The organism is Bacteroides difficilis, assembly GCF_048319815.1.
In the GTDB taxonomy this organism is placed as follows: Bacteria; Bacteroidota; Bacteroidia; order Bacteroidales; family Bacteroidaceae; genus Bacteroides; species Bacteroides zhangwenhongii.
In genome coordinates, this window is sequence record NZ_CP182814.1 from 4,969,165 (window position 1) to 4,982,944 (window position 13,780).

General features: G+C 47.3%; 14 protein-coding genes and 1 pseudogene. All 15 read right to left on the reverse strand.

Going from position 1 to position 13,780, the window contains the following annotated elements:
* Positions 1-108: 108 nt before the first annotated feature.
* The 15 genes and pseudogenes from ACNOGP_RS19600 to ACNOGP_RS19670 all read right to left on the reverse strand — a co-directional run bounded on the left by ACNOGP_RS19600 (position 109) and on the right by ACNOGP_RS19670 (position 13,509).
* Complete coding sequence (locus tag ACNOGP_RS19600) at positions 109-2,814, reverse strand: TraG family conjugative transposon ATPase (RefSeq protein ID WP_008021336.1); 2,706 nt, start codon at positions 2,812-2,814, stop codon at positions 109-111.
* Positions 2,815-2,936: 122 nt separating this feature from the next.
* Entirely contained in the window at positions 2,937-3,236 is a 300-nt protein-coding gene (locus ACNOGP_RS19605; RefSeq protein ID WP_005816074.1) for a DUF4133 domain-containing protein, read from the reverse strand.
* 48 nt (positions 3,237-3,284) lie between these two features.
* Positions 3,285-3,479, reverse strand: coding sequence for a DUF4134 family protein (locus tag ACNOGP_RS19610; protein WP_121765382.1), 195 nt, complete (start codon positions 3,477-3,479; stop codon positions 3,285-3,287).
* Between the two features lie 24 nt (positions 3,480-3,503).
* A complete protein-coding gene (ltrA, locus tag ACNOGP_RS19615; protein ID WP_060451334.1) occupies positions 3,504-5,315 on the reverse strand; it encodes a group II intron reverse transcriptase/maturase in 1,812 nt (603 codons plus the stop codon).
* 562 nt (positions 5,316-5,877) lie between these two features.
* Positions 5,878-6,135, reverse strand: a pseudogene (locus ACNOGP_RS19620) (DUF4134 family protein); the annotation flags it as partial.
* 58 nt (positions 6,136-6,193) lie between these two features.
* Positions 6,194-6,526, reverse strand: coding sequence for a DUF4134 domain-containing protein (locus tag ACNOGP_RS19625; RefSeq protein WP_005812854.1), 333 nt, complete (start codon positions 6,524-6,526; stop codon positions 6,194-6,196).
* A complete protein-coding gene (locus ACNOGP_RS19630; RefSeq protein ID WP_005812857.1) occupies positions 6,523-6,975 on the reverse strand; it encodes a hypothetical protein in 453 nt (150 codons plus the stop codon). Before ACNOGP_RS19630 ends, ACNOGP_RS19625 begins: the two co-directional genes overlap by 4 nt.
* 221 nt (positions 6,976-7,196) lie before the next feature.
* The gene (locus ACNOGP_RS19635) at positions 7,197-7,967 is read right to left on the reverse strand and encodes a metallophosphoesterase (RefSeq protein ID WP_007837351.1); all 771 of its coding nucleotides are present in this window, start codon (positions 7,965-7,967) and stop codon (positions 7,197-7,199) included.
* Positions 7,964-8,611 (reverse strand): hypothetical protein, encoded by a 648-nt coding sequence (locus tag ACNOGP_RS19640; RefSeq protein WP_227191525.1) that lies wholly within the window; start codon positions 8,609-8,611, stop codon positions 7,964-7,966. The genes ACNOGP_RS19635 and ACNOGP_RS19640 overlap by 4 nt, the downstream gene beginning before the upstream one ends.
* 119 nt (positions 8,612-8,730) lie before the next feature.
* Positions 8,731-9,702 (reverse strand): hypothetical protein, encoded by a 972-nt coding sequence (locus tag ACNOGP_RS19645; protein ID WP_005812863.1) that lies wholly within the window; start codon positions 9,700-9,702, stop codon positions 8,731-8,733.
* Positions 9,703-9,858: 156 nt separating this feature from the next.
* Complete coding sequence (locus tag ACNOGP_RS19650; RefSeq protein ID WP_005812865.1) at positions 9,859-10,758, reverse strand: toprim domain-containing protein; 900 nt, start codon at positions 10,756-10,758, stop codon at positions 9,859-9,861.
* A 200-nt stretch (positions 10,759-10,958) separates the two neighbouring features.
* Positions 10,959-12,065, reverse strand: a complete 1,107-nt coding sequence (locus ACNOGP_RS19655; RefSeq protein WP_005812867.1) for an AAA family ATPase — start codon at positions 12,063-12,065, stop codon at positions 10,959-10,961.
* A 2-nt stretch (positions 12,066-12,067) separates the two neighbouring features.
* Positions 12,068-12,409 (reverse strand): helix-turn-helix transcriptional regulator, encoded by a 342-nt coding sequence (locus ACNOGP_RS19660; protein WP_005812869.1) that lies wholly within the window; start codon positions 12,407-12,409, stop codon positions 12,068-12,070.
* Positions 12,410-12,452: 43 nt separating this feature from the next.
* Positions 12,453-12,821, reverse strand: a complete 369-nt coding sequence (locus ACNOGP_RS19665; protein ID WP_004320284.1) for a helix-turn-helix domain-containing protein — start codon at positions 12,819-12,821, stop codon at positions 12,453-12,455.
* A gap of 133 nt (positions 12,822-12,954) precedes the next feature.
* Positions 12,955-13,509, reverse strand: coding sequence for a hypothetical protein (locus ACNOGP_RS19670; RefSeq protein ID WP_021935591.1), 555 nt, complete (start codon positions 13,507-13,509; stop codon positions 12,955-12,957).
* Positions 13,510-13,780 lie beyond the last annotated feature (271 nt).

The following is a 13,780-nucleotide window of genomic DNA, read 5'->3' on the forward strand; positions in this document are numbered from 1 at the left end:
GTAAATACTACCCAGCCACCGTTCCCGAAAGTTTTGCTTTCGGGCATCTGGGCTTTACGTCTATTCCGGGATTTCCGTTTCCATCAATCAGCCCCCGTGCTCGCCGTGTCAGCGGCGAGTGGCTCCATCGTCCGTCAAATTGAGCACATGCCCCGCCTCATTGACCTTCTGCGCAAATGCCAACGACTTCCCGATGCCACTGGCATCCCAATCTCTGCAATACCGCTCGATAGCCTCCTGATGTCTGCACTTCAGTTCATGCTTATAGAGTTTCAATGCCTCCTTCTCAGCTCGCTCGGTGGTGTAGGTCATATAGCACTCGTGCGGCTCCTCCACACCATACACTCCGCTCGTCGATCCACGTCGGATAAACACCTCACGGAAGAAACTTCTTCCCTCCTTGTTATCCAAGCGGTTGACAGTGAATATCTTCTTGCAATCCACATCCGTCAATCCTAATATCGCCTTGATCTCGTCGAATCGCTCACGAAATTTGCTTTGGTCGAGCAGCATCACCACGTCGGAGTTGTTGATGATGGCTTCCTTCACGATGGGACTGCCGATGATGTCCTGTATCTCCTGTGTCACTACGCCCACGCTCGCCCAGAACTTTCGGGCTGTCTTGTATAGGTACTTGATGTACTCGGCCATCAGCGGCGAGGCGATGGCTTTCCATGCCTCCTCGATGACAAGGCACTTGCGGTTCTTCTTCAGGCGCATCTTCTGCAGGAACACGTCCATGATGATGAGCGTCACGATGGGGAAGAGCTGCTTGTTCTCCTTGATGGCATCCACCTCGAAGACGATGAAGGTCTCGTCGAACAAGGTGCTATCCACGTTCTCGTTGAGAATCTTGTCGTACTTGCCGCCACGGTAGAAGTTTTGGAGCATATAGGCGAAGTTGTCGCAGTCGATGGTGGTGATGTTGTTCTCGATGCAGATCTGGTCGAGACGCTCACAGGCGAACTCATAGAATGAGTCGAAGGAGAGGGTCTTCACGCTCAATGCCATGCGCCGTTCCTCCAGTCCCTTGATGAGTTTCTCCACCTTGTCGTGTATCTGCGTCAGCTCCGTGCCGCGCCGCTTCTCCATGGTGGAGAGGTTTTTTCTCAGTGTCTCCTTCTGTGAGGAAGGATAGGGCTGCACACCGTTGAAATAGAAATCGTAATACTCCGTCACCAACTGCTCCACGACACGGAACTCCAGTTCGGGTATCTGCGTCTCCGAGCCTTTCCATATCAGCAGTATCAGGTTCTTCAGGAAGTCTATCTTCTCAATGTTCAGCTCCCGCTTGCTGATGTTGAAGGGGTTCATGGTGATGGGCTTGTCCTCCGTATAGGCGATGTACTTGCCGCCCACATACTCGCAGAGTCCCTCATACGAGTTACCCGTATCGACCATGACGATGTCGGTGTTCTGCTCCCACAACTGACGCACCACGCTGTTCATGTGGAACGACTTGCCGCTGCCCGAAGGACCCAAACAAAAAAAGTTCGAGTTGTCGGTCAGCTTCTCCTTTCCCTCCTTTCCTGTGATGTCGATGGCTACGGGCACACCTTGGCGGTCGGTATAGTATATCTTCAGCGGGGTGTCCTCATTATGCACGATGCGCTCCTTGTACATCAGACAGGTGGCGGCATCGCCGAGGGTGAGGAATCGGTCGTAGTCGGCATTCATGCCATAGCAGTTGCCGGGGAAAGAGTTGACGAACAGCTCCAACTGGTTGTAGGCCCGCTTGCTGATGTGGATGCCCATGCGCGAGAAGGAGTTTTCGAGATGGTTGGTGCATTTCTGTATGTCGGTGTCGCCGCTCACTGCCACCACGAGGTTGTAGTGGGTATAGACGAGCTGCTTGCTCTCACGGGCTATCACCTCCTGCACACGCTTGATGTCCTCTACAGCCATCAGGTTGCTGGGGTTGGGCATGGAGGCATGGCGGTTTTTCTTCTTGTCGAGTAGGGCAAGCTCACGCTTCTGGTTGGGCACGAACACCATCTGGTTGAACACCACGCAGTCGGCTCCGGGCACGCTATCGACGATGCTCACGAGATCAACGGGCATACTGGTGTTGTTCACCTCGATATTTGCGTAGGGACGGATGACCGACGGCAAGTTGGCATAATCCACATCCACAAGGCTATACACCTTGCAGCTACGGTCCCCCATGCCGATGGTCTCGTCATCGACCTTGAAGTTGGTCATCGACACCACCTTGTCACGGAAGTTCATGGAGAAGAAACGGTCCACATACTCGCAGGCTTCCGTTTTGCCGAGGAATCGGGACTTCACGCCGGCATCCCTCAGCTGGTCGTGCACCTTGCGTATCTTCACCAAGAAGTCACGCCATTTCTTGTTGTCGAACGACATCAGACGGCTCTTCTTGTTCTCCTGTGTGATGGTGAGGTAGCAGACGCTGTCGGTAAAGGGTCTGCCGTTGAAATAGCGGAAGTAACTCTCGCTCAGGAACTCATGATTTCCACCGTTCTCTTCCTTGAATGCCTTCCTCACAAACACGTCCTGCTTGTGCAGCGCATAGCCTTCGCCCAAGGTCTGGGCAAGGGCGGCGAAGAGGTGGGTGAACTCATAGTAGGCCTCGATGTTGGCGGAATACTTCTGCACAGGGTTCTCCATCTTCAGAACAGCGGAGTATTCGCCCGTCTTGGTATAGAGCACGCCGATGCCATCCACTTCCTCGATGGAGAAGTAGATGTCCTGGAAGATGCGCTTGCGCTTCCCTCCCGTGCCGAATGCCTTGACACTGATGGCCATGCCCACGCAGATGGCTGAGAATATGAGTATGATGTATAGGGTCATTGTTCTTTTTCTTTTTTAATCGCAAAAAGGCGGGCGCACCCTCATGCGTGATGCCCCCACCTCCATTCACTTACAATCATTGATAGCTTTCCACTTGGACATAATGGATTCTCTTTTTTGTTTTACACTTTCTTTGAATAGGCATAGATGAATATGCCGTTGTCACTCTTCTTGCTGTGCAAGCCCTTGCGCTGCTTCATGACGATGAGAACGCCACCGACAGCTACGGCGAGGACTAGCAGCACGAGTCCTGCCACGAAACCGAAGATGCAGTAGCCGAGGATGAAACCCGCAACGGCTCCTCCTGCGGTGGCTGCCGCCCAGTAGATGTAGCGTCCCTGCAACCCGAAGAACTCCAATGGACGTTGCAGTCCCTTGAAAATGGGATAATCCGGAAAACGCTCTTGCTTTGTATCTGCCATAACTGTCAGTGTTTTAACGTTCTACATACTCACAATCTCACGCTGCGTTTAACCTCCAATGCCGAAGAACAGAGGCAGTGCCTGGGCTGCTGCAATGAGGAAAATACATGCGCCGACGACCATCATGATCTTCTTTTTCACGTCCTGTTCCTCGTTGTGTGGGCTAAGCACCCAGCGCCATACCCACCTTGCGGTGGGCGGTTTCCGAGTACTCGCCCCCAAACCGTACTTACATGTCTCCATGTATACGGCTTTCCATTAGTAATATTACTCTTTACCATAGTTCTGAATCATTGAGTTGCAATCCTCGCAGACAACAAGTGTCTTGCGATGTCTTTTGAGCATCAGTTTCTCCCACTCATTACAGCCTTTCAGCTTGGTGAGATTTCTCACATGGTGCATGACTACTTTTCCTTCCTTGCCACATAGTTCGCATCTGCCATCCTTCAACCTTTCTACAAGGCTTGGATATGGCACATACATGGTCTGTGGCAGTTTGTCATAGTCAACATCGAACTGCGCATTTCTCTTTTTGAAACCTTCATTATAGAAGACTCTGTACTTCTGTTTACCCTTAGCGTCATTGTACGGAATGACAAAATCCTTGTCCTTCTGATACTTTTGGCGAACCTTCCTTGCGGAAGTGTTCAGCTTCCAGCCAAGTGTCTTGAACATACTCATCTTCATGATGAAGGCAAAAGATGCACATTCTTTGGACACGTTTGTAGCAAGTGAATAGTAGTTGTAAAGTCCTCTGATTTCCGCATTGTATTGTGCAAGAATATCCTCGGGCTTCATTGGAGTCATATATCTGCGAGGCTTAGACCACCAAATGTCTTTGCCGTCAATGTTTCTGACCTCCAAAGCGTTGTATTCAGTGAGCTTCTTTTGTATCACAGCCGAGTTAAGGGTTAACACCACTGCGCCGTTGAAGTCTCTTTTGAGTACTCCGTCCTTGTTCCTTTTCACTGCGTCTGACTTTCTGATGAAGATTTCATATCCAAGGAATTTTGCCTTGTCTTGTGCATGTGTTATCAAAGTTTTCTCGTCAGACAATTCAAGTTTGAGTTGTTCTCTCATGAATTGGGTGATGTCCGCTTTGATGGTCTCGCATTCAGACTTGCTTCCGATAACCGATATGAGGAAATCGTCCGCATACCTTACATACTGCAATCTTCTGAAGTCTGCATCCATTGCATCCTTGTGAGGAATGGACAGCATCTGTTTGCTCAGTTGGGCAATTTCATACAGATAGCTTTTCCGCATCTGCTCATCAGACGTTTTCTGCAACTTCTGTTTCAGTCTGTTCTTCTTATTGTTCAAACGCCAGTAGTCGGGATTGATGCTGCGTCTGTCACCTTTGCGGAATTTGGCTGCGTACTCCTTGATGTACTTGTCGAACTTGTCAAGATAGATGTTAGCCAATATAGGGCTTACAATTCCACCTTGCGGAGTTCCTGAATACGTCTTGTTGTACTTCCAATCCTCCACATACCCTGCATTGAGGAATTTACGGATAAGCCTGAGGAAGCGTTCGTCTGATATGCGCTCACGAAGTATGCTTATCAGTACATTGTGGTCGATGTTGTCAAAGAAGCCTTTGATGTCTCCCTCGATAAACCACTTTGCTCCCGCAAAAGACTTCTGTATCATACCCAATGCCGTGTGGCAGCTTCGGTGCGGTCTGAAACCATGTGAAGTGCCTTCAAAATGACCTTCATAAATGGCTTCAAGCAGCAGTCTAACTACCTCCTGCACCAATTTGTCCTCGAATGAGGGAATACCGAGCGGACGTTTCTTGCCGTTCTTCTTCGGTATGTACACTCTGCGTGCAGGGTGGGGTTGGTAACTTTCGTCCTTTAAGGACACAATCAATCTTTCAATCCTTTCAAGACTCATCTCGTCGATGGTCTTGCCGTCAGTGCCGGGTGTCATGTTGCCTTGTTTCGCATAAATGCGTTGGTAGGCAACAGCGAACATCTCTTCACTGAACAGATACCGATACAGCCGTTCGTACTTATAATCCGAACTTTGACTGTGGTCACTTAGAGCTTTCAATACTCTTTCTGATTTTTCCATACGTCTTACACGTTTTCAAAATTTGTATTAAAACATTACTAACTGTTCCCCTTCGCCATGTACAAGGCGTTACCTTGCTCGGACTACTATGGGAACTCCGTTACCATATTGGATATTCAGAGCCAAAACTCATAGCCACTTGCATGGCTTTCCAACTTAGGTAATCTCCGTTTAGCTGCATGATAACTATTAGCACGACAGATTGTCGGATACGACTTCCGCCCTTTTCTCCGCTTATTGCGGTTGCGTTGTGGCAGGTTCTTTGCTATAACACCAATGACGTTGTCTAAGTGCCACAATGCGACGTTTGTAAAAGCCTTCCGTCGCAGCTACATCTTTTGCCGCTGGGCTATCGTTCAATCAGTATGGACTTTATCCTCATATCTGTCTTTCTCCCTCGCAATTCAGTCGCAGTCTGGCTATTGACTGACTTATTGCTTTCCCAAAGTGCTATTTTCACCTTTAGGTTTCCCCTCGGGCTTATTTGGGTGGAAGTAGGTCACTTGAACCCTGACCTAACCTCTTGCAAAAGAGGTATTTATCATGCAACCACTACGGACGCACTCATGGCGATGTAAACGCTTATGGCTCCGACAATTGCAACGACACCTGCAATGGCATAGCAGAGCTTCACCACGATAGGTACATACTTGGCAATCTCCTCCGTCACTGTGGTAAGCGCGGTCGTTCCTGCCGAGTAGTCGCCGGCTGCGTTCTGTGCCATTGCTGCGGTGGTGCCGACAAGCAACATCAGGGCGAGCGTTTTCATGCGCTGTGAAGAGAAGAATCCCTTCACCTTCTTGTTAATCCTTTCAAACATTCTTTTTACCTTTTAATTTGTTACACTTTGAGTTATCTTATCTCGTATCACCTGTATCTCAAATCTGATAACCGAAGAAAGCGGGGAAGACGATGGTCGCTCCTATGAGGAACAGGCAGGCTCCCACCAGCATCATGATGTTCTTCTTCACTCCTTCTTCGCCCGTATTCATCTTTATATATATCTGCAAGGCGCTGACTATGACCACGATGCCCGCCACTGCATAGCACAGATAAACGATATAGAGCATCATCGTCACGGCATAGTCATGGGCACTCGCAAGTGCGTCCGCTCCCCAGCTGTAGTCCACGTTGCCACACTTAGCACTGGCCAGAGCTGGGGTTAAAGCGGCATATAATGATAGAAATGCACTTCTTGTTTTTGACATCATATCTCATTATTGAGTGATTCCACCTTGACCATGTCACGTCCATTGTGACGAAGACCGCGGGCGATGATGGTGTTGTTCAATTCTTCCGAATACATGGGGTCGGAATAGGTGGTATTCACTTCCTCCATCTTCTTCTCGATTGCGCTTTGTATCTTTTCAAGCACATGAGGCTTGCTCTCTTCCGCAGTGGCGGCTGCCTCCTCTGTAGGCTCTGCAAGCTGCTTCTCCTCGTAGGCTGTCTCATATTGGTTGTCGCCTACGCTGAAACCACCGTCGCTCTCGCTGACCGCTATCGACTCTTCCTCGTCGGTCATGTCACTGACATCAAACGACTCGCCCTGTGACTTCTCGTCCTTGGGCTTTCCGTACAGATCCTGCACGATGATGACCGTATAGTAGATGACATAGATTATGGTCACGACAATGGCGAATATTACAAATGACTTCATATTTTCAAGTTTGATTTTACTATGGTTTGGCTTATTGCCGATGCAAAGGAACTACCTTTTCTTCAATCTTAAACCGAAATGACTTTCCGCGGAGCCAAATCTTAACTCTAATTTTGATTACACTCGCAATCATACTCAAAAATCAAACTCGAAAGGCACAAAAAAAGCCCTTCCGATAGGGAAGAGCTTGTAAAGAGGGTGGATGAAAAAAATGTGGATGGCTATATGGTCAGGTACTTGCCATGGGAGAAGTCCTGATGTTCGTTAGAGAAAACATAGCCCAACTGGTTGGACAAGCATTGGGTGTTGCCTATCCTGGCATCGATGTTGGTGTGCGAATGTCCGTATATCCAATAGTCTATGCCGCTATCGGTGATATAGTCCTCCAACTCTACGGTGAACGCCACGTTTGCCTTGCTGCCTTGAAACTTTGGGTGGAGCATACGGAACGATGGTACATGATGGGTGACAACAATCTTATGGGCTGCTTGCGAATATGCCACTGCATCCTTGATAAAGGTGAGGCAACGTTCATGCTCAGCATTGAATTGGGCATGGGTCATCAGCTCACCTTTATATAATATACGGCGGAAGTCGCTTATCACTTGCTCGGTGAAGTAAGCGTCCTCCAAAGGAATCCTCGACCAAAGGGTGGAGAGGATGATGTCGGTGTCGCCAATCCTCGCAATACCGTTGTAGTGGCTGAATACATTGGGACGTACCTCCAAGAGATAGCCGTCGGGCAGTGTCGCCACATCATAATATTTGTAGAACTCATGGTTGCCCATGCAGCAATGCACCTCCTTGTAGTTCTCCGATGCCCAGTCCCAAAAGGGATGCTTGGAGTAGTTGTCATCGCCGAGATAGCCGATGTCGCCGGCAAGCAGCAGTATGTCGCCCGTCACCTCCAAGGGGTGGGCTTTCAGATACCGCCAATTGTCGGCAAACTCCAGATGCAGGTCGGATGCGTATTGTATCTTCATATTGGTCATGCTTCTATAAACAATTCATCCAGTTGATCTAACAGTCCGGTCACAAATGCCTCGTCTTGACCGAGTGACTTTGACAATGGTTCTGCGAGAGTTGACCAGTCGGCTCTGATGGAGGCGACAAACTCCCTTATACATGCCACTATTGAAGCAGGAGCCTCAATGTTGTCCTCAGTCATTATGACCACATTTTTCAGGATGTCCGAACGGTGCTTCTTGATGTCTTTGGTGTTCACATGCTTGCCGTCCCGCTTGTCTGCCATGAGATTTAGGTAGGCTCTTGCCTTCAGTGCTATCAAGGCAGCGGAATTGGCATGGCGTATGCCATCAGTCAGTTGGCTGTGTGCGATAGTAAAGTGATAGTAATCATCGTCCATGATGATGGCACTAAGACTCGACACATCTTCATCGGTCGGGATAGGTTCTATGACAAATCCCTTTGGCTCTCCAAGCACGTCGGGGTGGCGTGACAGCAGTTCTATCATCTCGGGATAGCCGTCTTTACCATCAAGGAAACGATACATTTCATACCTTGGTGGCTCACCAGCCTCCTGTTTCCTCTTTTCAGGTCGATAGCCAGCCTCCCGCACAAACTGCCAGAAGCGATTGGCGAAAGCCTCGGTCATGTTCTCTACGATGACTATCATGTCGATGTCGTGTGTGGCGCGTGGACGCACCACGGTATTGGTCATGGTGATGTCACAGGCTGCTCCGCCTATCACCACATAGTTTTCTGAGTATTCCGCAAATGCTTCACGGAACTTGACTAATCCTTCCATTTCTGTTCACTGATTATTCGTTCTACTTCTTTTTCTACTCTCGGATCATCATCATCTCTCAACGAAAGGACAAGGGAAAGGCGATCAACCCACTGGCTTTTGTCGCCCATTTTGCTGACAACAGGGTATTTCCATACCTCTATGATATAGTTGCCGTCATAGATGTTGGGATTCTCCATGACATCAGCCGACTTGACGGCACGATATTCCTTGCTTGTCATCATTATCATCTCTTCCCGGTCACGATTAAGCATGGAATAATGTGCCAGGGCATTGATGCCGCATACGGGGTATTCCGCATCCAAGCGTATGTCATCGCAAAAGATGCGGTTCTCCACAGGTGACAGCAAGACGTTCTGAGCCTTGTCCCACAGTTCCTTGCCCTTCAACTCGAAGTGTACCACCTTGCTGCGCTGTCCGTTCTGAATCTTTTGACACAGTCCTACATCTTCAAGACAGGTGACACCCAACGTGACGCTTTCGTAAGAATATGGAAGCAACGGTGCAATATCCCTTGGCGACATTCCTTCAATACTGCCCACCTGTAGGTGATAGAGTAGTATGTATTGCGCCACAGGGGTCAATACTTCGGCAATCTTCCTGTTGCTTGTCTTCTCCAATGCTATGATGCCTGGCAGATGGGCATATTCCTCGGACATGACAAAGAAGACTCCTTTGTCTGCCAGTCTGTGTCGCTCGTAGGTGGGTCCGGGCGCAAGGATAAACACCGCAGGCAGTCCCAGGGCTTCGGTCAACCGCTTGCCCGTGATGGCGCAAGTCCGTGGAGAGGGATTGCCCTTCTTGGGCTCAACGAACAGCAGGGGCGTGCCTTGGTATGTGCCATCATAGAAACGGTATGAGAGTTTCTCGCCAACCGTGATGCCTTTCAGGCTTTCCTTGGCACGAGGTTCCACCTCAAAGCGTCTGCCCAATATCCTTATTTCTTTTTTCAATTCCATTCTGCTACATTTTAATAATGTATTAAAACGATGCAAAAATAAGGATAATAATTGAGAATCAAGCATGTTTGGGCGAAAAAGTGCAGATTTGATATGTAATTTCAATGCATTTGAGCCATTTTTGCATCAAATGATGGTGTTTTCGTCTTTATAATGTCATTCAGATGCCGTTCGTTTCTTCCTCATCAGATAGTCGTTGACATCCTTGTAGTCGGCATATCTGAAGGACTCGTCCGTCACCCTGTACTCGAATACATTGCTGATGCTCTCAACCGTCTTGCGTCCTGCCTGGTCGTTGTCGAGGAAGCAATGGATGTGGGTGTAACGGTCAAGGTAATGCAATGCCTGTTTGAGGTTGGCGACTGAGTTCAGTATCATATAGTCGCAAGGGCTTTCAACGACAAACCATCGGTCTTGCTGTTTAACGAGGGTCATATAAGCAAGGAAGTCCATGAAGCCCTCAAAGACCAGACAACCGTTTTGCCACTCGTTGAACGTATGGGCAAGCAGGGTGATGTCCTTATGCCCGATGCAGCCCTTGAAATAGGGATTGCGCACCTCATGTCCTTCACTCAGATTGCCAAAGGCAATGCCATAGTAATGTTTTTGCTCAACCTTGTAGTGTATCTCCCTGCAATACATCCTGCCAATGGTGATGTCTATCCGTCGGCTACTGAAATAGGACAGCAGAGAATGGTTGCTCAGTGGGAGCAGCTTCACATCGTTCATCTTGGTTGTCGTGTATTCCTTGGCTGCGATAGCGGTCTCGATTGCCTTATCCACAGTGGCAATACTCTTGGACGCAAGGTAGGCAAGGGCATCGGAAACGGATTGTTTGTTATACATACGCTTTACCAGCTCCACAAGGTCACCGCCCTCCTTAATGGCGTAGTCGTACCACAGGTTCTCCTTCTTGCTGACCTTGAACGATGCGGTCTTCTCGTCCCTGAAGGGTGACAGATACCAGTAGGCATTGCCCTTCTTCTTTTTCAGCGTTACATTCTCCTTGTCTAAGAAGTCTATAATGCTCAGTTTCTTCGATTGTTCAATATTCATTGTACTTTCATTTGTTCGGTTTTACTTTGTCCATGGAAACAGTTTACTTTACCCTTTCTCCTATATAGGCACACCCGTAAACTAAACCATTTGCTAAACTACTTTTCCGCTTCCCAATTCAGCCTCCGATTTCGGTTTACTTTGGCCTTATTTCTTATATATAGGTACGGACGTAAACTAAACTGGTTTCTGAACTGTTTTTATTCCTCTTCATGGAACAGGTCAATCTCGGCAGGTGTATATCCGAAATAGTAATGATTATCCCGCTTCACTATGAGCTTTTGCTCGTTAATCAGGTATTTCAGCATTTTGATGATGACGCTTCTGCCACGCTTAAAGCCAATGTCTGCATAGGCTTGCGTTAATTCCTCCACCATGCGATCGAATCCTTTGATAGGTTTCTCCTTGAATGCAGCCGTCAGCGCCTCGTTATGCTGTTCGGATGTCAAGTCTTGGTAAGTAAACCTTGACGGTTGCTTGTCACCTTCTTCCTTCTCCGGCGTGTGCTCGACAATCTCTGGCAACCCTTCCTCATTGACTGTAAAGGCAAACGGCTTGAACTCCTTCTCACGGATGTGCATCGCCTTCACCTCGCTGATGTCGGGATTGGTGGTGCTCTTGGTGATGACAAGCACCGTCTCTGCCTTGTTGTTCATCTCCGTACCGATATGCCCGCGCACGTTATTGTCGCCCTTGTTCTGATGCAATACGCAATGGATGTGCAGGTCATACTTTGATGACCATTCCATCATCTTGTTGATGACCTCGACCGATTCTCCCGCATTGTTGATGTCGAGAAGCAGGTCTCTGATTCCGTCGATGATGACCAGTCCATAGCTTTGGTCTTGGGCAAGCGCATAGTCTATGACCTCTATCCTGACGGAGGGCGTGTACTCTCTCAGACAGATAAAGTCAAGGTTCTCGTTGTCGATGCTTGTAGGTAGACCAGCGAGCTTCAGGATGCGCTCCAGCACATTATGGCAGTGATAGCGGCTCTGCTCCGTATCTACATACAGTATCTTGCGTTTCCCCTCTGGCAGACTGGCGCGATAGTTCAGTACCTTGCCGTTGGCGAGGGAAGCGGCTACCAAGGCAGACACGTTGAAGGTCTTTTTCGCCTTTGCCTTACCAGTAGAAGCACTGAAGTTGCCCAATGTGGCTATGCTGGAATTATCAACCCATATAATCTGAGGAGGTGTTTTATAAGTATCTGTTGCCTTTATCAACGATTCGCTCAATATGCGATTGAGACGCTGTACTCCTTCCTCTTTTGAGTTAGGCTGTACATGTTTGTTATTTTCTTCCATTTTCATTCTTTCGGATTATCAATTTCTATTTTCGTTACCATTCCAATGACCTCTTGTTTGTTTTGGAGCAGCCACTTGTCGATTTCTTCTCTATTAAAATACAGCATTTTTCCCCTTGGCTTATAGTGTGGAACTTCTTTTGCGGCTGTAAGTTTGTATAGCAGGCTTTCAGAAACACCAATATACTTACATGCTTCGTCAAACCCCAAGACGGTTTTGGTCTGCTTGACCATCTTCTCCAATTCCTCGATTCGCTCTATTAGTTTGTCAATAGGTCCCAAAGCCTCCAAACTGTCTTCTATTGCGACAATTCGCTCATAGAGTCTAAAATGTCTTTCATTCATGTGTCACGTACCTTAATTAAATTGTTTACAGACAGTAGCACGGTTATATTAGCCGTCTATTCTTTCTTTGTGTAGATAGTACATATTCCTCTGCTTCTCTTTGAATCTCGTTCTTCGATTTGCCCTTGGTTCCTTGAAGCCATTCATCTATCTCAGATTTGAGGAACATGATGCGTTTGCCTCTCTTGTGAAACGGTATTTCCCGATTGCTTGTCCAGCAATATATGGTATGCTCTACCGGATGTGTTGGGAGATAAGCACATAATTCAGCAACCGTAAACCATGTTTCTTCTTTTTCTGATTGAACAAGTTCATATATACCATCAATCTTGTCTTCTAATGATGACAGCTTTTTCAGTACCCCCGTTATAGCGTTGGGAATATCTTCAAATCTTATACTATTTTCTTCCATGCTAATTATTTTTTATGATTTTTGATGCAAAGTTATGGGGAGACTGTCACTAAATAGAAAAAGTAACGTGATAGTAAGGCAGTATCAACCAAACTATCACGTTTTTACTTTCATTTAGCAGAATTATTGTGATTTATTCCTCTCTTAATATCTGTTCGATGGATTTGCAGATGGCATATTGACTTGCTGTCATGGAAACGTTTCTTCTTATCCTTGAAAGAGAAGAGGAAAGACAACTTGAAGTTATGAATTTCTCTGTTCCATCCTTTTTGATACTGGTTAAGAAGCGACCTTCTCCCATGACATATTGCCAATTATTGTTTATCAAATGGTATTGAGCCATAGCGTCAAACAGTACGGCTACATTACGTACATTCTTTACACGGATAGATGCGTCCAAGTCGCACTTGAATAGGCGACACAACTCGCTACGCACATCACTGTTGTCGGCAAAATCAAATATGTCGTGACTTTGGACAAGTTCTACCAACAAATCCATCTGTCTGTCTGACAATTGGCATCCCAAAGTGAGGATGGACGATTTCTTTCGGGTAAGGATTGGCAGACCAGTACCCACATGTTGAAGAAACAACTCAATAAGTTCCTGCTTGGAATAATCTTCTTTTTTCTTGATTATTGACACACACTTAGAGTCTCTAAACAAAGTACCAATAATGCCAATTGCCATCTGTCGCGAGTTCTTACAACGTGCACAATCACAGTCAATATATTGGTGACTGCGCTCAAATAGTTCTATGAAGTACTCTGTCTTCATATGATTCTTTTCAGCTTGAAGATACCAACTTCTTGCGATCTCAAACAACTCATACAGTTCTCTGTAGAAGTCTTCTGTACACTCCACATGTTTGTGGACACGCTTGCTCTCTTCAAAAAGAGAGAAGCCAAAAAAGGCTGTCTTTTTTCATTTTTATCTGTTTATTGTTATAAATGTTTGGTTT